Origin of the sequence: Bradyrhizobium sp. CSA207, assembly GCF_029051685.1 — a bacterium.
GTDB lineage: Bacteria > Pseudomonadota > Alphaproteobacteria > Rhizobiales > Xanthobacteraceae > Bradyrhizobium.
In genome coordinates this window covers 62122-82754 of sequence record NZ_JAACFT010000037.1, presented here as the reverse complement: position 1 = coordinate 82754, position 20633 = coordinate 62122, and the positions used below count along the sequence as shown (strand labels likewise).

Here is a 20633-nt window from a genome sequence, read left to right as displayed (position 1 = left end):
GTTGGGGCGGGCCGATCGGGGCCCATTGCAAATCGCTCACGGCAACCTCGGGATGCAGACCTGGTCCGCTCAAACTACAGATCAAAGGTTGGTCGATCCCCAAGATGGCCGGGGTTCGATATTGCCTCGGTTTCGACGGATTTTTCGCACGATTCCAGACGTTCCGGCGTGCGGAAGGTCACGTTCGCGAATGTCCCGTAGCCCGGATGGAGCGGAGCGCAATCCGGGACCACCTCAACGGCACGATTCCCGGATTACGCTTACGCTGCATCCGGGCTACAGCCGAGACCATGTGGCAAAACTCTCGCTTGCTCCGACGCAGACAACCGGCTGTAATTGCAACCTAAATGCCGCAGCGCAGAATTCAACGAGAACGCGCGGTTCACATCAGGGAGAGCGGTCATGCACGGGACCATCGAGAGCACGGCAAACCTCGACGCATTGCGCGCGCGCGCCACGTCACTGCCTCTTGAACAGTTCGATCCCGGCGATCCCGAATTGTTCAGGACCGATACGTTCTGGCCCTATTTCGACCGCCTGCGCCGCGAAGATCCCGTGCACTACTGCAAGGACTCGATGTTCGGGCCGTACTGGTCGGTGACGCGCTACAACGACATCATGGAGATCGAGACCAACCATTCGGTGTTCTCCTCGGCCTCCGCGCTCGGCGGCATCACCATCCGCGACATCGATCCCGACCTGCGCCGCGAAAGCTTCATCTCGATGGACCCGCCGCGCCACGCGGCGCAGCGCAAGACCGTGGCGCCGATGTTCACGCCGACGCATCTGGACAATCTCGCGCTCAGCATCCGCGAGCGCTCGGCCGAGTGCCTCGACAATCTGCCGCGCGGCGAAGTGTTCGACTGGGTCGACCGGGTCTCGATCGAGCTCACCACGCAGATGCTCGCGGTGCTGTTCGACTTCCCCTGGGAGGACCGCCGCAAGCTGACGCGCTGGTCGGATATCGCCACCACCATTCCCGGCCCCGACGGCCTTGTCGCCACCGAAGACGAGCGGATGGCCGAGCTTGCGGAATGCGCCGGCTATTTTGCGCGACTGTGGAAGGAGCGCATCGAGCAGCCGCCGAAGAGCGACCTGCTCTCGATGATGGCGCACAGCGACGCGACGCGCCACATGGATGCCAAAAACTTCCTCGGCAATCTCATCCTGCTGATCGTCGGCGGCAACGACACCACCCGCAACACCATGTCCGGCTCGATCTATGCGCTGAGCCAGCATCCGGAGCAGTATCGCAAGTTGCGCGCAAATCCCGCTTTGCTCGACAGTTTCGTGCCCGAGGTGATCCGCTGGCAGACGCCATTGGCGCATATGCGCCGCACTGCACTTGCCGATTTCGAGTTCCGGGGCAAGCAGATCAAGAAAGGTGACAAGGTTGTGATGTGGTACGTCTCGGGCAACCGCGACGACGCGGCGATCGAAAAGCCCTACGATTTCATCATCGACCGCGCCCGCCCCCGCACGCATCTCTCCTTCGGCTTCGGCATCCACCGCTGCGTCGGCTTGCGGCTTGCCGAACTCCAGCTCAAGATTATCTGGGAAGAGATTCTCAAGCGTTTCTGCCATATTGATGTGGTCGGCGAACCCAAGCGTGTCTATTCGAGCTTCGTGAAGGGTTTGGAGACGCTGCCGGTGAAGATTGCGGCGTGATGCGTGACACGCGTCGGTGCTTCTCTCCCTCGCCCCGCTTGCGGGGAGAGGTGAACTGCATCTGGCGACTCGATTCAAACAACTGGAGCGATCAAGAATGAATATCCAGACTCCGGTTAAGACCGACACGGCCGAACGCATGCGCAGGGCGCGCGAAGAGGCTTATGCGACGCCGCTGGCGCAGTTCCACCCCGGTGCGCCCAGGCTGTTCCAGGACGACACGCTGTGGCCGTGGTTCGAGCGGCTGCGCAAGGAAGAGCCGGTGCATTACTGCACCAACGCGCCGATCGAGCCGTACTGGTCGGTGGTGAAATACAACGACATCATGCATGTCGACACCAATCACGGCCTGTTCTCTTCGGACTCGACGCTCGGCGGCATCTCGATCCGCGACGTGCCGGAAGGTTATGATTGGCCGAGCTTCATCGCCATGGACCAGCCGCGGCATTCGGCGCAGCGCAAGACGGTGTCGCCGATGTTCACGCCGACGCATCTGGACGAGCTCGCCAAGCTCATCCGACAGCGTTCGCAGACCGTGCTCGACAACCTGCCGCGCAACGAGACCTTCAACTTCGTCGAGCGCGTCTCGATCGAGCTGACGACGCAGATGCTGGCGACCCTGTTCGATTTCCCCTGGGAGGAGCGGCGCAAGCTGACCCGCTGGTCGGATGTTTCCACCGCGCTGCCCAAGAGCGGCATCGTCGCCTCCGCCGAAGAGCGACGCCGCGAGATGGACGAGTGCTATGCCTACATGTCGAAGCTATGGAACGAGCGCGTCAATTCCGAGCCACGCAACGATCTGCTGTCGCTGATGGCCCATAACGACGCGACGCGGTTCATGGACCCCGACAATCTCATGGGCAACATCATCCTGCTCATCGTCGGTGGCAACGACACCACGCGCAACACCATGACCGGCTCGGTGCTGGCGCTGAACGAGAACCCGGTCCAGTACGACAAGCTGCGCGCCAATCCGGCGCTGATCGACACCATGGTCCCGGAGGTGATCCGCTGGCAGACGCCGCTCGCCCATATGCGCCGCACCGCGCTCCAGGACACCGAGATCGGCGGCAAGGCCATCAAGAAGGGCGACCGCGTGGTGATGTGGTACGTCTCGGGCAACCGCGACGAAGAGGTGATCGACCGCCCCGAGGAGTTCATCATCGACCGAGCGCGGCCGCGCACGCATCTTTCCTTCGGCTTCGGCATCCACCGCTGCGTCGGCATGCGCCTCGCCGAGCTCCAGCTCAAGATCGTCTGGGAGGAGATGCTCAAGCGCTTCGACCGCATCGAGGTGGTGGGCGAGCCGAAGCGGATCTATTCGAGCTTCATCAAGGGCTATGAGTCGCTGCCGGTGCGGATACCGGGGTGACGGCTGCGCCGCCACTGTAGCGCCGGTGAGCCGAAGTCGCCGCCGCGATTGAGGTGCGAGTTGATGCGAGCGCCGCTGCAGCATTCTCCGTCATTGCGAGCGCAGCGAAGCAATCCAGACTGTCACCGCGGAGGAATTCCTGAATTGCTTCGCTGCGCTCGCAATGACGAGGTTTTGGATGCATTTGCGCGTCAAACTCGCAGCGAGCTTAGCCCAGCTATAGAATTTCGGCATGACAGGTCGCGCCAGATGCGAAGGGCCGGCCGCGGGATTGCGTCCTAAATCCTCATGACAATTCAACGCTGACCGCTCACGCGAGCCTGATATCCCACAGGCCTTCCTTGCGGCAGGCGGCGACCTCGTCGCGCAGGAGGGCGGTGATGGCGAGCGAGGCCGTCGAGGCCGGGCGGTCGATCGGAGAAGCGAAAATGAGCTCGCGCGTCATCGGCTTGGAAACGACGGCGGTTTCCAGCCGCCCGTCCGCGACCTCGCCGTGCACGGACGACGGCGGCAACAGCGCGAAGCCAAGGCCCTCCTCGACCAGACTGGTGAGGACGCGGAAAGAATCCGCTTCGAGCTGGACGTCAAGCTTGATCTTGCGCTGGGCCGCCGCATGCTCGATCAGCGCGCGGAGGCCGTGGGAATGACTGGGCAGAACCAGCCGCTGCCGCAACAGCCAGCCGATCTCGACGCTCTTCTTGCGCGCCAGTCCGCAGCCGCGCGGACCGACCGCGACGATGTTGTCGCGGCCCAGACTCTGCACGTTGAGGTGCAGATCGGCCGAGCGGCCGTAGAGGATGGCGAGATCCATCTCGCCGCGATGCAGCCATTCGACCAGATGGCCGCTGTAGCTTTCGACGATGCGCAGCGAGATGCCGGGAAATTTCTCGACACAGCGCCGCGCGAAGCGCGCCGACAGCACGCAGCTCACGGTCGGAACCAGGCCGAGCACGACCTGGCCCGACGGCGGCCCCTTGGCCGACTGGATGTCGTCCCGGATCTGGTCGATCTGGCGCACGATGCCGGAGGTCCGCGCCAGCAAGAGACGGCCTGCGTCGGTCAGCACCATGCCGCGTCCGTTGCGTGTGAACAGCTCGACGCGCAGCTCGTGTTCCAAAAGCTTGATCTGGCGGCTGAGCGCCGGCTGCGCCACGCGCAACGTATCGGACGCCTTGGAGAGGCTGCCGAGCTCCGCCACGCAACTGAAGGTCCTGAGCTGCCGGAAATCCATGCTTGCCAATCTTGGAAGGCTACTCCATACGCTATAGCAAATGAGCATAGGGGGCTGGCGTTGTTTTCACAACGCCGGGGGATTGGCCGGCGTTATCTTAACCGCCGCACCCAACGGGAAACGCCATGAGCCAACAACATCACACCGAAGATTACGCCGACATCCGCGAAGCCGTCGCAAAGCTCTGCGCGCAGTTTCCCGGCGAATACTGGCGCAAGCTCGATCGCGAGATGGCCTACCCGACGGCCTTCGTCGATGCGCTGACACAGGCCGGCTATCTCTCGGTGCTGATCCCCGAGGAATATGGCGGCGCAGGCCTGAAACTCTCCGCGGCGGCCGCGATCCTCGAGGAGATCCAGCGTGCGGGATGCAATGGCGGCGGCTGTCATGCCCAGATGTACACGATGGGCACCGTGCTGCGGCACGGCAGCGACGAACAGAAGGCGAAGTATCTGCCGAAGGTCGCGAGTGGCGAGTTGCGCCTGCAAGCCTTCGGCGTCACTGAGCCGACCAGCGGCACCGACACCTCGTCGCTGAAGACGTTCGCGCGCAACGACGGCAACGCCGGCTATGTCGTCAACGGCCAGAAGATCTGGACCAGCCGTGCCGAACATTCCGATCTGATGATTTTGCTCGCGCGCACCACGCCGAAAGAGCAGGTCAAGAAGCGCACCGACGGGCTCTCCGTGTTCATCGTCGACATGCGCGAGGCCAAAGGCAAGGGTCTGGAGATCCGCCCGATCCGCACCATGATGAATCATGCCACGACCGAAGTGTTCTTTACCGACATGAAGGTGCCGGCCGAGAACCTGATCGGCGAGGAAGGCAAGGGTTTTCGCTACATCCTCTCCGGCATGAATGCCGAGCGCATTCTGATCGCGGCGGAATGCGTCGGCGACGCCAAATGGTTCATCGCGAAGGCCACGAACTACGCCAAGGAGCGCGCGGTGTTCGGCCGGCCGATCGGCCAAAATCAAGGCATCCAGTTCCCGATCGCCAAGGCCTATGCCGCAATGCGTGCGGCTGAGCTCATGGTGAAGGAGGCGACGCGCAAATACGAGGCCGGCCTCGACTGCGGTGCGGAAGCCAACATGGCCAAGATGCTGGCGGCGGATGCATCCTGGGAGGCGGCGAACGCCTGCGTCCAGACCCATGGCGGCTTCGGCTTCGCCGAGGAATATGACGTCGAGCGCAAATTCCGCGAGACGCGGCTCTACCAGGTGGCGCCGATCTCGACCAACCTCGTGCTGTCTTTCATCGCCGAGCACGTGCTCGGCATGCCGCGCTCGTACTGAGGTCGCGCGCCATGGGAGCGTTGGACGGAATCAGGGTGATTGCGGTCGAGCAGGCGGTCGCCGCACCGTTCTGCTCGTCGCGGCTGGCGGATGCCGGCGCGGAAGTCATCAAGATCGAGCGGCCGGAAGGCGATTTCGCCCGTGGCTATGACGCGGCGGCCAAGGGCCAGAGCAGCTATTTCGTCTGGCTCAACCGCGGCAAGCAGTCGGCGGTGGTCGATCTCGCCACCAAGGAGGGGCGCGCGGAACTGGAAAAGCTGATCGCGAGCGCCGACGTGCTGGTGCAGAACCTCAAGCCCGGATCGATGGACAAGCTCGGCTTTTCGCGCGAGCGACTGCTGCGCAACTATCCGAAGCTGATCTCCTGCACCATCACGGGCTATGGCGACGAGGGCCCTTACGCGCACCGCAAGGCTTATGATCTCTTGATCCAGGCCGAGAGCGGGCTGGCCTCGATCACCGGCAATCCCGACGGCGCCTCGCGCGTCGGCATGTCCATCGTCGACGTCGCGACCGGGGCGACCGCGCATGCGGCGATCCTGGAGGCGCTGATCGCGCGCGGGCGCACCGGCAAGGGCGCCGACATCCGCATCTCCATGTTCGACGTGATGGCGGACTGGCTGACCGTGCCGCTGCTCAATGCCGAGGCCGGCAATCCGCCGAAGCGCATGGGCCTGCGCCATCCCTCGATCGCGCCCTATGGCGTGTTCACCTCCAGCGACGGCAAGGATATTCTGATCTCGATCCAGAGCGAGCGCGAGTGGAAGACGCTTTGCGCCGAAGTGCTGGACCAGCCAAACCTGCCGAGCGATCCGCGCGTCGCCAACATGGTCGAGCGCGTGCGCAACCGCGACTTCACCGACAACACGGTCGCAGACATTTTTGCGAAGATGACGCGCGACGAGCTGCTCAAGCGTCTCTCGGACGCCGACATTGCCTTCGCCGAGGTCAACACCATGGCCGATCTGGCGACGCATCCACATTTGAGGCGCATCGAAGTCGAGACGCCGCAGGGACGCGTCAGCTATCCGGCGCCCGCGCCGATCATCGTCGGCGAGACCCGCAGCTATGGCGCGGTGCCCGGCATCGGCGAGCGGCCCAACCCAAAGAAGTAAGTCGAAGACGTAACAAGAGCGAGGCGTCATGACCGAGAAGCTCGACATCGATCATTTGCGGCAATGGATCGGCCGCTCCCAGGAAGCAACCGACACCGTTACCGCGCAGCTCGTGAGGGGTTTGCGCGCAACGCTGTTTCAGGAGATCGGCGAGCCCAGCAACGGCGATGCCGCTCCGCTCACCGTGCATTGGTGCCTGGCGCAGCCGGTGTTTCCGATGTCGATGCTCGGCCCCGACGGCCACCCGACCCGCGGCGGTTTCCTGCCGCCGGTGCCGCTGCCGCGCCGGATGTGGGCCGGCGGCGAGATCGAGCTTTTGCAGCCCTTGCGCGTCGGCGATGAATCGACCCGGACCTCGCGCATTGCCGATGTGCAGGCGAAGACCGGCTCGACCGGCATGCTGTGCTTCGTCTCGGTCGAGCACAGCATCTCCTCGCCGCGCGGCGTTGCCATCCGCGAACGGCAGGACATCGTCTATCGCGAGATGACGAGCACACAGGCTGCACCTGCGAAGGCCGCAGCGCTGCCGCAGGCGCAGCATCGCGAAACCCATGTGTCGGATCCCGTGCTGCTGTTCCGCTATTCGGCCCTGACCTTCAACGGTCATCGCATCCATTACGACCGCGACTACGTCACCAAGGTCGAGGGCTATCCGGGCCTGATCTTCCACGGGCCGTTGCAGGCCGCGCTCATCGTCGAGATGGCGGCAAAGCTGCGCGCCGGCAGGGCGCCGAAGAAGTTCACCTATCGCGGGCTGCAGCCGCTGTTCGAGGGCACGGAGTTTTCCATCAACGCCAATGAGAGCGGCGAGAGCATGGAGCTGTGGACCGCGAACGCCGAAGGCCAGCCGACGATGAAGGGCACGGCGGTGTGGTGATAGATTGTAGATCCTCACCCTGAGGTGCGCGCCCTTCGCGCGCGTCTCGAAGGGCGAGGCCACCAGCCGGGCCTTCATCCTTCGAGACGCGGACGCGCTCCTCAGGATGAGGAACTAACAGTCTGGATTGCTTCGCTGCGCTCGCAATGACGGGTGGGGCGGACAGGGTCGACAAACAGAAAGGGACGGAAACAATGCCAAAAAACGGCAAACCCGCCGGCAAATCCGTCACCGTTAAGCAGGCTACCCTCGACCTGCTGCGTGCCTTCGGCATCAAAAAATTGTTCGGCAATCCCGGCTCGACCGAGCTGCCGTTCCTGAGCGACTGGCCTGATGACATCGACTACGTGCTGGCGCTACAGGAAGCCTCTGCGGTCGGCATGGCCGACGGTTACGCGCAGGCGACGCGCAATGCCGGCTTCGTCAATCTGCATTCGGCGGCCGGCGTCGGCAATGCACTGGGCAACATCTACACTGCGCATCGCAACCAGACGCCGCTGGTGATCACCGCGGGCCAGCAGGCGCGCTCGATCCTGCCGCTGCAGGCGTTTCTCTACGCCGAGCGCGCCTCGGAATTCCCGCGGCCCTACGTCAAATACAGCGTCGAGCCGGCGCGGCCCGAGGACGTCCCGGCCGCGATCGCGCGCGCCTATTACACCGCGATGCAGCCGCCGTGCGGGCCGACCTTCGTGTCGATCCCGATCGACGATTGGGCGCATGCCACGGCGCCTGTCGATGCCCGCAAGGTCAGCCGCGAGACTGGGCCGGAAGCGGAGGCGATGAAGGCGCTAGTTGCGGCACTCGGCGCGAGCAAGCACCCTGCCCTCGTGGTCGGCCCCGGCGTCGATCGTGCCGGCGCGGTCGACCTGATGGTGCAGGTCGCCGAAAAGGCCAAAGCGAGCGTGTGGGTCAGCCCGTTCTCGGCGCGCTGCTCGTTCCCCGAGCGGCATCCGCAGTTCGCAGGCTTCCTGCACGCCTCGCCGGCGCAGTTGTCGGAGGCGCTGCGCGAGCACGATCTCGTTGTCGTCATCGGCGCGCCCGTGTTCACGTTCCATGTCGAAGGGCACGCCCGGATCTTCGACGGCAGCGCGACGATTTTTCAGATCACCGACGATCCCGACGCCGCGGCCGTGACGCCGGTCGGCACCAGCATCATCGCCACCATGAAGCCGGCGCTGACCATGCTGCTCGACCTCCTGCCGGAGAGCAAGCGCGCGGCGCCCAAAGGCCGCACACGGCCGCCGGTCCCGCAAGCGGGCGATCCGCTGCCGGTCGAGTTCTTGATGCATTCGCTGTCGCAGGCGATGCCGGAAGACGCCGCGCTGGTCGAGGAAGTGCCCTCGCACCGGCCGGCGATGCAAAAGTTCATGCCGATGCGCGGCCAGGACAGTTTTTACACCATGGCGAGCGGCGGCCTCGGCTACTCGCTGCCCGCCGCGGTCGGCATTGCGCTCGGCAAGCCGAAGCAGCGTACGGTGTGCCTGATCGGCGACGGCTCGGCGATGTATTCGATCCAGGCGCTGTGGACCGCCGCGCAGCGAAAACTGCCGCTCACAATCGTCGTCATCAACAATTCCGGCTACGGCGCGATGCGCTCGTTCAGTCAGGTGATGCAGGTGAGGAACGTGCCCGGGCTGGAGCTGCGGGGGATCGATTTCGTCAGGCTCGCCGAGGGCATGGGGTGCGATGCCATGCGGGTGAGCAAAGCCGCGGAGCTGGGCAGCGCGCTACAGCGCGCGATGACGTTCGAAGGCACCAGCCTGGTCGAGGTGGTCGTGGATTCGGCGGTGCCGCTGCTTTACGCGCAGAAGCATTAGGGGCGCGTAGCCCGGATGGAGCGCAGCGAAATCCGGGGTTCTCACCTCACGGAAAGACCTTCCCGGATTACGCTGCGCTCCATCCGGGCTACGACACTGAATAAGTTGCACGACCGCCGAACTAAGACGCCAAGAATCCCCCGTCCGCCGCGAGCACGTGGCCGACGACGTAGGATGACGCATCGGACGACAGCCACACCACGGCCTCGGCCACTTCCTCGGGCGTTCCCATCCGTCGCAGCGGCAGGCCTGCGGCCACGGTCGCCACGTCGCCGACGCCGGCGCGGAGCATCATGTCGGTGACGACGCGGCCGGGGGCGATGGCGTTGATGCGAATGCCGCGCGGAGCGTTTTCCATCGCCGCCGAACGCGTAAGCGAGATCGCGGCCGCCTTCGAAGCCGAATAGAGCGAGAAGCCGGGATTGGGATTGCGCACACCGCTGACGGAAGCGTTGACGACGATGCTGCCGCGGCCCTGCGCAAGCATCGCCGGCAATTGATGGCGCAGGCACAGGAACAGCGCCCGGACGTTAGTGTCGAACACGCTGTCGTAAATCTCGGTCCCCTGCTGCTCGAGCGGCGCGCGCCGCTCCTGACAGCCGGCATTGTTGAAGGCGACGTCGAGCCGGCCGCACCGCTCCATAGCCGTCGTCACCAAACGCGCCACATCGTTCTCTCGCGTGATGTCGGTCTGAACCGCGATCGCCTCAGTGCCGAATTCACGGCACGCCGCAGCAGCAGCCTCGATCTCGCCCTCGCGCCGGCCGGCGACCAGGATCGCTTCCGCGCCCTCGGACGCCATCCGCAGCGCCGTCGCGCGGCCGATGCCGCTGCCGCCGCCCGTCACCAGGCATACCTTGCCAATCATTCGCCCGCCGGCCGGCAAAATTCCGCTCATGGGCCACTCCAAACGCTTGCGCGCGCCGCTGCGCGCATATAGTTGTATGGTACAACTATATGCGGAGAGTCAAGGCATGATGCCGGAAGTCAAGAAATGGCCGCACTCGCGCTGATCGACGACATCCGCGCCGCCTCGCGCCTGATGGTGCGCGAGCTCGGCTTCATGGACGCGACGGTGGCCGCGACCGACTACCCGCCCTCGGCGGTGCACACGATCCTGGAGATCGGCATCCGCGGTCCGATGACATCAGGCGAGCTCGGTGATTTCCTGCGGCTGGAAAAATCCAGCGTCAGCCGCATGGTGCGCAAGCTGATCGACTGCGGCGAGCTGCGGGAGACGCCGGATGCGGAGGATGCGCGCAGCAAACGCCTGTCGCTGACGGCGAAGGGACGACGCACGTTGGAGGCGCTGCATGGATTCGGACGGCAGCAGGTGAGCGGCGCGCTGGCGGCGTTAACGGAAGCCGAGCAGCGCACCGTGCGCGAGGGAATGATGCTCTATGCACGGGCGCTGCTGCAGAGCCGGGCGGAGAACGAAGTGCAATCGGCGGCGTGAGGTCCGTAGCCCGGATGGAGCGGAGCGCAATCCGGGAAAGTCTCTCCGCTGCACGCAAGGCCCCGGATTGCGCTTCGCTCCATCCGGGCTACGATATCGAGGGTGCGGCGCGCACCTCCCTATTTCCCGAACTCGTCCCGCATCCTGGCCTGGATCTTGGCCATGCCGCCGATCCAGCGGTCGTAGTTTTCGGTCTTCTTGCGCATGTAGCCGAGCACCTGCGGATGCGGCAGGATCAAGAACGTCTCCTGATCGAGGCCGGCGAGCACGTCTTTTGCCACCTGCTCGGGCGTCAGATCGCCGTCGCCGGATTGCGGGCCCTTGGGGATCGAGCGCAGCATGTTGGTGTCCACCCCCTGCGGGCAGAGGATCGAGACCCGGATGTTGTGCGCCTTGTGCGAGATCGCGAGATTTTCGGCAAAGCCGACCGCGGCGTGCTTGGTGGTGGAATAAGCGGGGCTGCCGACCTGCGACAACAGCCCGGCCGCCGAGATCGTGTTGAGGAAATAGCCGCCGCCCCGCGCCTTCATTCGTGGAATGAGATGCCGCGCCGCATAGACATGGGCCATGACGTGGATCGCCCAGCTGCGCTGCCACGGCTCGTCCGAGGAGCCGCCGGCATTTTCCGACATCGGATCGAAGCCGCCGCCGATACCGGCATTGGAGCAGAACAGGTCGATCGGTCCGAACTGCCGCTCGGTCTCCTCGATGACGTGAGAAATGTCCTTTTCCTGCGCGACGTCGCATTTGAACGCGGCGCCGTCAACCATGGCAGCGACCGCCCTGGCGCCGGCGGCCTCCATGTCCGCGACCACGACCTTGGCCGCGCCGGCTTCATGAAAAGCCTCGCACAGCGCCTTGCCGATGCCATTGGCGCCGCCGGTGACAACCACGACCTTGCCGGTCACCTGCATGCGACGTCTCCTCTTGGTCCGCTTGTTCTCAGCTCAACACGAGGTCGAGCACCGCGGTATAATGGCACGCCGCCCCGGCCAAGACAAAGCCGTGCCAGATCGCATTCTGAAAGCGCAGGCGCCGCCAGGCGTGGAAGATCACGCCAAAGGAGTAGAGCACGCCGCCCGCGACCACGAAGCCCAGCACCACCGCAGGCAGCGCTTTCACCACAGCGTCGTAGAGCATCATGCCGCTCCAGCCCATGGCGAGGTAGATGCCGACCGCGACGCGGTCGAACCGGCCTGGATAGCGAAGCTTGAGCACGATGCCCAGGATCGCGACGCACCAGACACCGACGAGCAGCGCCAGCGCGAACACGCTGTCCTTCAGCTCCAGGATGAACGGCGTGTAGGTGGCGGCGATCAGGAGATAGATCGCGGAATGGTCGAAGCGCCGCAGCAGCCATTTGGCCGGCGAGACCGGCCAGAGATTATAGGTCGCCGACAACACCAGCATCGAGAGCAGGCCGGCGACATAGATCGAGACGCCGACGATGTTGACTGCGTCGGCATAGACGGCCGCGAGCACCACCAGAACGGTCGCGGCAATGATACCGGAAAACACACCGATGCCATGGATGATGGCGTCGGCGATCATCTCGGCGCGATCGTAGTTCCAGCGGAACGCATCGGCCGCGGCATGGACGGAGGTCGAGGCGAGCTGTTTCAGCGTGAAGACAGGCATGGCGATCCGGGGGCGGCGATGGGTGTCCGATATTGGTCTTTGGCCGTTAACGCGGCGTTCAAAGGCTGCTTCACCCAGGAAGACGGTGGAAGTATGAAGCTTGATTTTCGCCAGGCAGTTGCCACTTTTGTGACTAGTCCGTTTTGCCTATTTGCCCGCCCCGAGACCTCTCACGTTCAGATGGCATTCAGTTTCCAGGATATGGTCGAGGAGGCGCGCCTGTCGGCCCGGGCGCTGATCGACTATGGCGAGCATCTGTTCAACCCGACCGTGCGGCTTGGCGTCACCGGCCTGTCCCGGGCCGGCAAAACCGTGTTCATCACCGCGCTGATCCATGGGCTGACGCGCGGCGGCCGGTTTCCGGTGTTCGAGGCCTATGGCTCGGGCCGGATCGCGCGCGCGCATCTGGCGCCGCAGCCTGACGATGCCGTGCCGCGCTTCGCCTACGAGAACCATCTGCGCGCGCTGATCGAGGAGCGGCGCTGGCCGAATTCGACCGTCGATATCAGCGAGCTGCGGCTCGTCATCGACTATCAGCGCCACAACGGCGCGGACCGCACCCTGACGCTCGACATCGTCGACTATCCCGGCGAATGGCTGCTCGACCTGCCGCTGCTGCAAAAGAGTTATGAGCAGTGGTCGGCGGAGAGCCTGGCGCTGTCGCGCGAGGCCCCGCGCGCGCATCTTGCCGCAGACTGGCACACGCATCTTGCGACCTTGAAGCCCGAGACGCGCGAGGACGAGCAGGCGACGCTCACGGCGGCAAAGCTCTTCACCGGCTACTTGCGCGCCTGCCGCGACGAGCGTTTTGCCATGAGCCTGCTGCCGCCCGGCCGCTTCCTGATGCCCGGCAATCTCGCCGACACGCCGGCGCTGACCTTCGCGCCGCTCGACGTGCCCCTGGACGGCCAGGCGCCGGAGGGATCGCTGTGGGCGATGATGGTGCGCCGCTATGAGGCCTATAAGGACGTCGTGGTGCGGCCGTTCTTCCGCGATCATTTCGCGCGGCTCGATCGCCAGATCGTGCTGGCCGATGCGCTCGCCGCATTCAACTCGGGTCCGGAGGCGCTGCACGATCTCGAAGCAGCCCTCGCCGGTATTCTCGACTGCTTCCGCATCGGCCGCAGCACCTTTCTGTCCAACCTGTTCCGGCCCCGCATCGACCGCATCCTGTTCGCTGCGACCAAGGCGGACCATCTGCACCATTCCAGCCACGACCGTCTCGAGGCCGTGTTGCGCCACGCGGTCGCCCGCGCCGTGACGCACGCCGAAAACACCGGCGCAGAGATCGACGTGGTGGCCCTCGCCGCCGTGCGCGCGACGCGCGAGGCGCAGGTCGCACATGGCCGCGATAAATTGCCGTCGATCCTGGGGACACCGGCCGCGGGCGAGAGCGCCGGCGGCGAGTTCTTTGACGGCAATACGGAGGTGGCAACCTTTCCGGGCGATCTGCCGCTCGATCCGCAGGCGCTGTTCAACGGCTCGGATGCGTTTCGCGGGCTGTCGACGGCCGCCGCCGAGAAGAGCAATTTCCGCTTCCTGCGCTTCCGTCCGCCAATACTCGAGCGCGATGGCACGGACGAGCCGGCGCTGCCTCACATCCGCCTCGACCGTGCCTTGCAGTTCCTGATCGGAGACAAGCTGTCATGAACGACCGATCCCCGCCGCGGCGGCCGGCGACGTTCCGGCTGGACGATCCCGGCGTCGTCGTCACCGAGGCCGATGAGACCGCCCGGCTCGGCCGCGGCACCATCCAGATCACGCCGGAGCACGATCCACTGGCGCTGCCGGTGCCGATCGAGGCTGCGCTCCCGGCGCGGCGCGGCTTTCCCTGGGGCACGCTGTTCTGGTCCGGCGTTGCCGGGCTGACGCTGCTCGGGGTCGGACTCGGCGTCGTTCGTCTGATCGAGGACCTGTTTGCGCGCAGCGAAAGCCTCGGCTTCGTCGGGCTGGCTCTTGCATTCGCCACCGCGCTTGCGCTCGCGGTGGTGATCGGGCGCGAGGCGTTCGGGCTGGCGCGGCTTGCAACGATCGAAAAACTGCATCAGCGTGCAGCTGCGGTGCTCGCCAGCGACGATCGCAAGGAGAGCCGCGCCATCGTGCAGGATTTGCTCACGATCGCGCACCAGAACCCGCAGCTCGCGCGCGCCCGCGCGGCGCTGGAAAGCCACGCCGGCGAGATCATCGACGGCGCCGATATGGTCCGGCTCGCCGAGCGCGAATTGATGGCACCGCTCGATACCGAGGCCCGGCGGCTGGTGTCGGTTGCGGCGCAGCGGGTCTCGATCGTGACCGCGGTTTCGCCCCGCGCGCTGATCGACGTGCTGTTCGTGTTCGTCGCCTCGCTGCGCCTGATCCGCCAGCTCGCCCGGCTCTATGGCGGCCGCCCCGGCGCGCTCGGCATGATCCGCCTGCTCCGCCACGTCATCGCCCATCTCGCCATCACCGGCGGCATGGCCGCGAGCGACAGCCTGGTGCAGCAGATGCTCGGTCATGGGATTGCGGCAAAGCTCTCGCAGCGCCTCGGCGAAGGCATGCTCAACGGACTGTTGACGGCGCGGCTCGGCCTGGCCGCAATCGACGTCACAAGGCCGCTGCCGTTCGCAGCGCTGCCGGCGCCAAAGCTGTCGGATCTGGCGACGGATCTGCTAAGGAAGAAGGACGTGGACGAGTAGCGTCGCTCGCCTCTCCCCGCTTGCGGCAAGGTGATCGCATATGGGCTGATCTTGTTGTGGCCCATCCTTCGAGACGCCCGCCTAGGGGCGGGCCCTCAGGATGAGGATGGAGTCCGCGGTAGCCGGTTCAACGGACGCCGATGCCATTTAGCCTCATCCTGAGGAGACCGCGGAGCGGTCGTCTCGAAGGACGAGGCGCGCGCTCAGGCCGGCCCAAAGCCCATATGCGATAGCCCTGCCGCAGGCGGGGAGAGGGAGAAGAAGGCCAACACGCGCCACTGGAACAGCGGCGAGTCCTTTGGCGGCGACAGCTCCGGGGTCCATCCGGTGAGCTTGTCCAGCACATAGGTATCCGTGAGAACGCCGCGCCAGCGGCGCTCGACTTGACCAAGCTGCTCGCGCTTCGCGGCGATCGTGTCCCACAGCGGTGAACGAGTATCCGGCTCACGGCCGACATAGAGGCCGGCGTGCCCCTTGATGCGGTCCATGCCAGGATCGCCAAACTCCTGGAAGCGGCCGCGTTCGTTGATCTCGATCACCGGCACGCGGCCCCTGAACAGCCAGCGCATCATGGCATAGGTGCGGTAGTCCGTGGTCGCGATCCAGGTCGCGCCGGTCTCGTCGAGCGCAGCCTGTGCGCGCGCCGCGACCTGTTCATATCCGGCCTCGGCGCCGACCGGATCGATCTTGCCGAGGAAATTCCAGGGGGCGGCGACGTAATAGAGGAACACGAGGACGACGAAAGCGAGCCCTGAGACGACCGCGGTATTGGCCCAGAAGACGCTGAACCGGATCATCTTCACCGACCAGTTTTCGCGCGGCATCATCGCGAGGTTGATGGCGGCGGCGGCGAAGCCGACCGGCCACATGAACATCGGCCAGGTGTCGCCGACCCTGAGCGTCAGCGATTTGCCGAAGAAATAGAGGAACGGCACCAGCACCGCGGTCGACAGCAGGATCGCGACCGGCTCGCGGGTGCGATAGCCGCGCCACGCTGTCATGACCAGCGCCAACAGCACCACCGGCAGCATCACGAAGCCGACGAGGCCGAATTGCAGGCCGATATAGTCGCCGATGGTGCGGAGCGAAACGCCGTAATTGGCGGTGGCGCGCACGCCCTGGAAGCGGAACGAGGCCCAATCATGCTGTGCGTTCCAGATCAGCACCGGCGAGAACACGACGATGGCGACCACAATTGCGAGATAAGGATAGGGACTGCGCAGCCAGCGCCATCGCCAGTCCGGCACCAGCAGGAAGACGGCGACGGCGGGTGCGAACATGATCGCGGTGAATTTCGACAGCAGCGACAGGCCGGCGAACAGCCCCGCCGCGAGCCACCAGCGGCCGTCGCCGCCTTGCGCGAGCCGCACCAGCGACCACATCATCGCGACCGCGAACGGAATCATGGCGACATCGGGCGCGACCTTGGCCATCAGCAGGCCGTAATAGAGCGCGGCCTCCGGCATCAACACCGCGAGCACGACCGCACGCACGTCACGGGTGATGCACCGGACGATGTCGGCGAGCAGAAGCTGTGTCACCAACATCGCAAGAATGCCGCCGAAGCGGACGCCGAGCGTGGTGTCGCCGAAGATGGCCGTGCCGAAGCGGATGAACCAGGCGATCATCGGGGGATGATCGAGGAAGCTCAGCGCAGCCTCCTTCGACCAGGTCCAATAATAGGCCTCGTCGGTGCGCAGCTCGAGCGCGGACGCATAGACGATGCGCAGCACCGTCATCGCCGCGATGATCAGTGCGGCCATGACGAGGGGACGGCGCGCGGTGCCGTCGGGATGCATTGAGATGTCGGGAGCTGTCGTCACGGCCGCGCTTTTCCCCGACTTGGCAGGGGGAGTCAATGTGGGGGCGCGCTCTCCACGAGTCGTCCCGGACAAGCGGAGCGCCGGGCGGCGCAGAGCGCTGGTCCATAGCGGAGCGCAGATCCGGGACCCATAATCGCAGGGAGGAGTTTGGCGAAGACTCGGAGTTATCAGCCGGTATCACAACCGCTCCCTGGGGCTATGGGTCCCGGATCGGCGCGCGCTTGGGGGCGCGCTTGTCCGGGACGACGGTGGAGTGCGTGGGGGTGACAGCGCATTCCGACAGAGGTGTATGCCTCCACTTGCCGCGCATGTGATCGAGCCGGCCGGCCGCCGCGGGAATTTAACTCTCCGCTGGCTGTTCTCCTTCATGAACTGATACAACCAGATCATGGCCGCCACAGCTTCTTCACGATTGTCCGAACTTTTTCGCGGCACCAGCGCACGGCAGGTGCGGCTGGTCTGCGGCGTCATCCTGTTCGCCTACGTGGTCAGCCATTTCCTCAACCATGCGCTCGGCAATGTGTCGGTCGATGCCATGGAGGCCGGGGTCTACTACCACACCGCGTTCTGGCAGTTCCTACCGGTCACGATCGTGTTCTATGGCGCCGCGCTGATCCATATGGGGCTCGGCGTGTACGCGCTGTATCAACGCCGGCAGTTCCGCTGGAAGACGATCGAGCCGCTTCAGCTGGTGCTGGGGCTGAGCATCCCCGCCCTCGTGATGGCGCATGTGATCGGCGTGCGGCTCGGCCAGACGCTTTATGACCACGAAAAGCTCTATCCGCAGGAGCTCTATCTGTTCTTCGTCGCATCGCCCGGCCGGCTCTGGCAGATGACGATCCTGCTCGTCATCGCCTGGGTTCACGGTTGCATCGGAATCTATTTCTGGCTTCGCCTGAAACCGTTCTTCACGCGCGCCGCACCTTATCTGCTCGCGGCGGCCGTGCTGATTCCGACACTGGCGCTGCTCGGCATCTATCAGGGAGGACGCAGCGTCGCGGCCGATGCCGACGATGGCGAATGGCGCACGCACAATCTGACGCGACGCCAGGTCGGCACAGTCGCAGAGGCCGACACGTTGGAGCGCATCACCGGCGGGCTTACCATCGGCTATCTCGGCCTGCTCGGACTGGCGCTGGCGGCGCGCGGCGTGCGGGCCTATCGCGAGCGGCGCGGCGGCATGATCGCGCTGTCCTACGGCAACGGCAAGACAGTGCGGGTGCCGAAGGGGCTCTCCGTGCTGGAAGCGAGCCTGCGCCACAGCGTGCCGCATGCCAGCGTCTGCGGCGGCCGCGCCCGCTGCTCGACCTGCCGCATCCGCATCATCGGCGACCATGCCGCCCTGCCCGAGCCGTCGCTGCGCGAGGCTTTCGTGCTCACCCGGGTCGGCACCAACGACCCCTCGATTCGCCTTGCCTGCCAGTTACGGCCGACCTCCGACCTTTCCTTCTTCCAGCTCTTCACGCCGCAGGCGCTGTCGGCGAACGCGCCCGCCTCGACACCGGCGCGGATCGGCCAGGAGCGCTATCTCGTCAGCCTGTTCGTGGACATGCGCGGCTCGACGCAGCTCGCCGAGAAGCGGTTGCCGTTCGACACCGTCTTCATCGTCAATCGTTTCCTCGGCGCGGTGTCACAGGCCGTGATCGAGAATGGCGGTCAGCCGAACCAGTTCGTCGGCGACGGCATGCTGGCGCTGTTCGGCCTTTCCGCCGATCCGCAGACCGCCTGCCGGCAGGCGCTGAAGGCCGCCGCCGGCATCGCCCTGCATATCGACGAGCTCAATCAATTGCTGAGTCACGATTTGCGCCAGCCGATCCGCTTCGGCATCGGCATCCACGGCGGCGAGGTCATCATCGGCGACATCGGCTATCGCGATCACATCGTCTTCACTGCGCTGGGCGACGCCGTCAACGTGGCCGCGCGTCTCCAGGACATGACCAAGACGCTCGGCTGCGAGGCGATCGTCTCCGACGAGGTCCGACGCACCTCCGGCCTTCATGACGACGTCTTGCCGCAGCAGGAGGTCGCGATCCGCGGCCGCGACGAGCCGATGGTCGTCCGCGTCGTTGCGGATGCCAGGGAGCTCTCGACGCTCGTCGACGGCAGCGCGCGCGTCGCGGCTTGAGGCGCGAGCCACGCAGGCGGTGCGCTCCCTCGCCCGCTCGCGGGAGAGGGTTGGGGAGAGGGTGTCTCCGCAACGGGACTGCCCCAAGAGGAGAAAGCCCTCACCCGCGCCTTCGGCGCGACCTCTCCCGCAAGCGGGCGAGGTGCAGCGAGTCTGCGGCACCATTGATCCACCCCACTAGAGTCATCGCGGCGTAACACCGCGTTGCTGCAACGCAGCGGCATGGGCCTGCTGCGAAAGCACGAATTGACTTCACCGTCTTCGATGCGACAGATGAGCCCGGGTTTGCGGTGATGACCGCTGGCCAACGAAATGCTCCGGGAGGGGACCAAATGTTAGATAGACGCGACCTGCTCAAAGGAGCGGGGCTTGCTGCTATTGCGGCCACACTGAACTCAACCAAGGCGCTGGCAACGGACACCGTCACACTGCCCTTCGTCAACGGCGAACGGCCGCTGGTGAAATATCCGCAGAAGCGGCCGATGATCGGCCTGACCAGCCGGCCGCCGCAGCTCGAGACGCCGTTTGCGGTGTTCAACGACGGACCGATCACCGCGAATAACGCGTTCTTCGTGCGCTATCACCTGTCGGACCTGCCCTACAATCTCGATCCAGACAAGTTCACGCTGGAGGTCAAGGGCAGGGTCGACAAGCCGCTCAAGCTGTCGCTGAGGGACATCAGGAAGATGAAGGCGACGGAGATCGTCGCCGTCAACCAGTGCTCCGGCAACAGCCGCGGCTTCTTCGAGCCGCGCGTCGCCGGCGGCCAGCTCGCCAACGGCGCGATGGGCAATGCGCGCTGGCGCGGCGTGCCGCTGAAGACCGTGCTCGCCATGGCAGGTGTGCAGGCCGGCGCCAAGCAGGTCACGTTCAACGGCATGGACGGCCCGGCCAGCGACAAGACACCCGACTTCATCAAGGCGCTCGACCTCGAGCACGCCACCGACGGCGAGGTCATGCTGGCTTACGGCATGAACGGCGAGGACCTGCCGTTCCTCAACGGCTTCCCGCTGCGCCTGATCGTGCCGGGCTATTACGGCACCTATTGGGTCAAGCACCTCAATGAGATCACTGTCATCGACAGCGTGTATGACGGCTTCTGGATGAAGTCGGCCTATCGCATTCCGGACACGCCGAACAATGCGGTCGAGCCCGGCACGGCGCCGAAGGCGACCATCCCGATCAACCGCTTCACCATCCGCTCCTTCATCACCAGCGTCCCGGACGGCGCGAAGCTGAAGAAGGGCGGCATCACCCTGCGCGGCATCGCGTTCGACGGCGGCAAGGGCATCAAGGAGGTTGCGGTGTCCATCGACGGCGGCAAGACCTGGACCAACGCAAAGCTCGGCAAGGATCTCGGCAAATACTCGTTCCGCGAGTGGCAGCTGCCGGTGAAGCTCACCACCGGTGCCTATGAGCTGAAGGTGCGCGCCACCAGCAATTCCGGCGAGACGCAGCCGGACCAGCCGCGCTGGAACCCGGCGGGTTATTTGCGCAATGTCGTCGAGACCGTCCGCGTGACGGTGGCCTGAGGAGGATGA

At 65.2% G+C, this 20633-nt stretch carries 16 protein-coding genes; 11 read left to right on the top strand and 5 right to left on the bottom strand.

Features of this window, described 5'->3' with window-relative positions; genetic code table 11:
* Positions 1-402 precede the first annotated feature (402 nt).
* Positions 403-1668 (top strand): cytochrome P450, encoded by a 1266-nt coding sequence (locus GWG65_RS32715; RefSeq protein WP_275199620.1) that lies wholly within the window; start codon positions 403-405, stop codon positions 1666-1668.
* A gap of 97 nt (positions 1669-1765) precedes the next feature.
* Positions 1766-3040 carry a cytochrome P450 gene (locus GWG65_RS32710; RefSeq protein WP_275199619.1) on the top strand — a complete coding sequence of 425 codons (1275 nt, stop codon included), beginning with the start codon at positions 1766-1768 and terminating at the stop codon, positions 3038-3040.
* Between the two features lie 310 nt (positions 3041-3350).
* Here the strand turns inward: GWG65_RS32710 and GWG65_RS32705 are convergent, their stop codons facing one another.
* Positions 3351-4271, bottom strand: a complete 921-nt coding sequence (locus GWG65_RS32705; RefSeq protein ID WP_275199618.1) for a LysR substrate-binding domain-containing protein — start codon at positions 4269-4271, stop codon at positions 3351-3353.
* A gap of 125 nt (positions 4272-4396) precedes the next feature.
* Between GWG65_RS32705 and GWG65_RS32700 the strand changes: the two genes are divergently transcribed.
* The 4 genes from GWG65_RS32700 to mdlC all read left to right on the top strand — a co-directional run bounded on the left by GWG65_RS32700 (position 4397) and on the right by mdlC (position 9375).
* Positions 4397-5566 (top strand): acyl-CoA dehydrogenase family protein, encoded by a 1170-nt coding sequence (locus tag GWG65_RS32700; RefSeq protein WP_275199617.1) that lies wholly within the window; start codon positions 4397-4399, stop codon positions 5564-5566.
* Positions 5567-5577: 11 nt separating this feature from the next.
* On the top strand, positions 5578-6681 hold the full coding sequence (locus GWG65_RS32695) for a CaiB/BaiF CoA-transferase family protein (RefSeq protein WP_275199616.1): 1104 nt from the start codon (positions 5578-5580) through the stop codon (positions 6679-6681).
* Between the two features lie 28 nt (positions 6682-6709).
* Positions 6710-7558: a MaoC family dehydratase N-terminal domain-containing protein gene (locus GWG65_RS32690; RefSeq protein ID WP_275199615.1), complete on the top strand. Its 849-nt coding sequence runs from the start codon at positions 6710-6712 to the stop codon at positions 7556-7558.
* A gap of 194 nt (positions 7559-7752) precedes the next feature.
* Entirely contained in the window at positions 7753-9375 is a 1623-nt protein-coding gene (gene mdlC / locus GWG65_RS32685) for a benzoylformate decarboxylase (RefSeq protein ID WP_275199614.1), read from the top strand.
* Between the two features lie 121 nt (positions 9376-9496).
* Here mdlC and GWG65_RS32680 read toward each other — a convergent pair whose 3' ends face one another.
* Positions 9497-10273: a glucose 1-dehydrogenase gene (locus GWG65_RS32680; protein WP_275199613.1), complete on the bottom strand. Its 777-nt coding sequence runs from the start codon at positions 10271-10273 to the stop codon at positions 9497-9499.
* Between the two features lie 96 nt (positions 10274-10369).
* Between GWG65_RS32680 and GWG65_RS32675 the strand changes: the two genes are divergently transcribed.
* Entirely contained in the window at positions 10370-10831 is a 462-nt protein-coding gene (locus tag GWG65_RS32675) for a MarR family transcriptional regulator (protein ID WP_275199612.1), read from the top strand.
* 119 nt (positions 10832-10950) lie between these two features.
* Here GWG65_RS32675 and GWG65_RS32670 read toward each other — a convergent pair whose 3' ends face one another.
* Both GWG65_RS32670 and GWG65_RS32665 read right to left on the bottom strand, forming a co-directional pair.
* Positions 10951-11745 (bottom strand): SDR family oxidoreductase, encoded by a 795-nt coding sequence (locus GWG65_RS32670; RefSeq protein ID WP_275199611.1) that lies wholly within the window; start codon positions 11743-11745, stop codon positions 10951-10953.
* Positions 11746-11773: 28 nt separating this feature from the next.
* Complete coding sequence (locus GWG65_RS32665; protein WP_275199610.1) at positions 11774-12469, bottom strand: hemolysin III family protein; 696 nt, start codon at positions 12467-12469, stop codon at positions 11774-11776.
* Positions 12470-12649: 180 nt separating this feature from the next.
* Between GWG65_RS32665 and GWG65_RS32660 the strand changes: the two genes are divergently transcribed.
* A complete protein-coding gene (locus GWG65_RS32660; RefSeq protein ID WP_275199609.1) occupies positions 12650-14119 on the top strand; it encodes a YcjX family protein in 1470 nt (489 codons plus the stop codon).
* Positions 14116-15144 carry a TIGR01620 family protein gene (locus GWG65_RS32655; RefSeq protein WP_275199608.1) on the top strand — a complete coding sequence of 343 codons (1029 nt, stop codon included), beginning with the start codon at positions 14116-14118 and terminating at the stop codon, positions 15142-15144. The genes GWG65_RS32660 and GWG65_RS32655 overlap by 4 nt, the downstream gene beginning before the upstream one ends.
* 203 nt (positions 15145-15347) lie before the next feature.
* Here the strand turns inward: GWG65_RS32655 and GWG65_RS32650 are convergent, their stop codons facing one another.
* Positions 15348-16943, bottom strand: coding sequence for a glycosyltransferase family 39 protein (locus GWG65_RS32650; protein WP_275199624.1), 1596 nt, complete (start codon positions 16941-16943; stop codon positions 15348-15350).
* A 412-nt stretch (positions 16944-17355) separates the two neighbouring features.
* On the opposite strand from GWG65_RS32650, the gene GWG65_RS32645 reads away from it, so the two are divergent.
* Together GWG65_RS32645 and GWG65_RS32640 are read left to right on the top strand one after the other, a co-directional pair.
* The gene (locus GWG65_RS32645; RefSeq protein WP_275199607.1) at positions 17356-19092 is read left to right on the top strand and encodes an adenylate/guanylate cyclase domain-containing protein; all 1737 of its coding nucleotides are present in this window, start codon (positions 17356-17358) and stop codon (positions 19090-19092) included.
* A gap of 332 nt (positions 19093-19424) precedes the next feature.
* Positions 19425-20624, top strand: a complete 1200-nt coding sequence (locus GWG65_RS32640; RefSeq protein ID WP_275199606.1) for a molybdopterin-dependent oxidoreductase — start codon at positions 19425-19427, stop codon at positions 20622-20624.
* Positions 20625-20633 lie beyond the last annotated feature (9 nt).

What these genes read in the sequence shown, in the direction of transcription:
- GWG65_RS32660 (WP_275199609.1), top strand. Translation starts at nt 12,650, where the DNA reads ATGGCATTCAGTTTCCAGGATATGGTCGAGGAGGCGCGCCTGTCGGCC.
- GWG65_RS32650 (WP_275199624.1), bottom strand. Translation starts at nt 16,943, where the DNA reads ATGCATCCCGACGGCACCGCGCGCCGTCCCCTCGTCATGGCCGCACTG.
- GWG65_RS32705 (WP_275199618.1), bottom strand. Translation starts at nt 4,271, where the DNA reads ATGGATTTCCGGCAGCTCAGGACCTTCAGTTGCGTGGCGGAGCTCGGC.
- GWG65_RS32680 (WP_275199613.1), bottom strand. Translation starts at nt 10,273, where the DNA reads ATGAGCGGAATTTTGCCGGCCGGCGGGCGAATGATTGGCAAGGTATGC.
- GWG65_RS32640 (WP_275199606.1), top strand. Translation starts at nt 19,425, where the DNA reads ATGTTAGATAGACGCGACCTGCTCAAAGGAGCGGGGCTTGCTGCTATT.
- GWG65_RS32700 (WP_275199617.1), top strand. Translation starts at nt 4,397, where the DNA reads ATGAGCCAACAACATCACACCGAAGATTACGCCGACATCCGCGAAGCC.
- GWG65_RS32655 (WP_275199608.1), top strand. Translation starts at nt 14,116, where the DNA reads ATGAACGACCGATCCCCGCCGCGGCGGCCGGCGACGTTCCGGCTGGAC.
- GWG65_RS32710 (WP_275199619.1), top strand. Translation starts at nt 1,766, where the DNA reads ATGAATATCCAGACTCCGGTTAAGACCGACACGGCCGAACGCATGCGC.
- GWG65_RS32675 (WP_275199612.1), top strand. Translation starts at nt 10,370, where the DNA reads ATGGCCGCACTCGCGCTGATCGACGACATCCGCGCCGCCTCGCGCCTG.
- GWG65_RS32690 (WP_275199615.1), top strand. Translation starts at nt 6,710, where the DNA reads ATGACCGAGAAGCTCGACATCGATCATTTGCGGCAATGGATCGGCCGC.
- GWG65_RS32645 (WP_275199607.1), top strand. Translation starts at nt 17,356, where the DNA reads ATGGCCGCCACAGCTTCTTCACGATTGTCCGAACTTTTTCGCGGCACC.
- GWG65_RS32670 (WP_275199611.1), bottom strand. Translation starts at nt 11,745, where the DNA reads ATGCAGGTGACCGGCAAGGTCGTGGTTGTCACCGGCGGCGCCAATGGC.
- mdlC (WP_275199614.1), top strand. Translation starts at nt 7,753, where the DNA reads ATGCCAAAAAACGGCAAACCCGCCGGCAAATCCGTCACCGTTAAGCAG.
- GWG65_RS32665 (WP_275199610.1), bottom strand. Translation starts at nt 12,469, where the DNA reads ATGCCTGTCTTCACGCTGAAACAGCTCGCCTCGACCTCCGTCCATGCC.
- GWG65_RS32715 (WP_275199620.1), top strand. Translation starts at nt 403, where the DNA reads ATGCACGGGACCATCGAGAGCACGGCAAACCTCGACGCATTGCGCGCG.
- GWG65_RS32695 (WP_275199616.1), top strand. Translation starts at nt 5,578, where the DNA reads ATGGGAGCGTTGGACGGAATCAGGGTGATTGCGGTCGAGCAGGCGGTC.